The 1,059-nt window shown below is 36.3% G+C and carries 2 protein-coding genes; both read right to left on the bottom strand.

Features of this window, described 5'->3' with window-relative positions; translation table 11 throughout:
• Nucleotides 1–387: hypothetical protein (locus ACFVIU_RS39170; protein WP_385848533.1), on the bottom strand; the 387-nt coding region annotated here is incomplete at its 3' end.
• Between the two features lie 20 nt (nucleotides 388–407).
• Nucleotides 408–575, bottom strand: coding sequence for a helix-turn-helix domain-containing protein (locus ACFVIU_RS39165; RefSeq protein WP_326194937.1), 168 nt, complete (start codon nucleotides 573–575; stop codon nucleotides 408–410).
• Nucleotides 576–1,059 lie beyond the last annotated feature (484 nt).

Here is a 1,059-nt window from a genome sequence, read left to right as displayed (position 1 = left end):
CGTCCAACGACCTTGCCCTACAATCCCAATGATACGTTGTAGGGAGCTTGCTACGCCCTGAGATACACTGTGATAGCCTTGTCCGTCTGCTGTTAAAAGAACAACGCGCATTGCCTGAATTGTCTCTTTCGTGACTTCATCCTCTAATTCAACCGCATGGGCGACCATGTCTGTAATTTCAATTACTTCTCCGATATGGTCTGATAGAGAGTGTTCAGCGTTGCTTACCGCGTTGTAAAGTTTGATGCTGCTCTTTCTGTCCGTTGCCTGGATAGTTGAAAACATTTGTTGTGTACCTTGTTCAAAAATACTTGGTGATGCTGTTGCAATGTCCTCAGTTGCCAATACGTCAGTAGTGTTTTCAGTGTTTTTAATAGTGTTTGTCATTTTAAAATTCCCCCAAAGAATTAATTTTGTTTTAAGTATTCATTGAATTTTTCAGCTGACACGCGCCATTCTCGACCGACTTTGAAACCTTTAATTTCTCCGTTGTTCAGCATTTTGCGAGCCGTTTTTTCAGATATTTTTAATATCTCGGCTACCTGTTTAACTGTTAAAACCTCTTCACTAGACAAAAAGCGTACCTCCCTCTACATATGTATCACTTCCTTTAAAGGGCTTCAGATTCCTTTATGTTCCCTTTGATGACCTTATCTTACCATCAAGGGATATATCATGTCTACCCCTTTTTACAAATTTCTTCAGAATTTTTTCAGGAAGGATTCGACATTATGCGACATATTGGTAGGAGAAGAAAATATTTCTGTACCAATAATAGAACACATGTTCCTGAATGTAAAGTCCTATTATATATGAAATAACTGGGTATCAGGGATAGAAATGTCCTATCTCTTATGTTCGCACTGAGTATAAATGTTTATAACAGGTTATTATTGACAAACTAAAATAAGTGTGTATATACTCTCTCCATTAAAGGAGATGAATAATTTATGCCAAATCTAGAAATATTAGATATTATTAATATGAAATTAGATACGAAATACAAGCATATTGAACACTTTTTAAAGGATTGGATAGATAAGAAGTACAACAATATGG

This window comes from Streptomyces sp. NPDC127190 (assembly GCF_042672505.1).
Classification (GTDB): Bacteria; Actinomycetota; Actinomycetes; order Streptomycetales; family Streptomycetaceae; genus Streptomyces.
The sequence above is the reverse complement of the archived record's forward strand: the minus strand, read 5'-3'. Positions and strand labels throughout refer to the sequence as shown.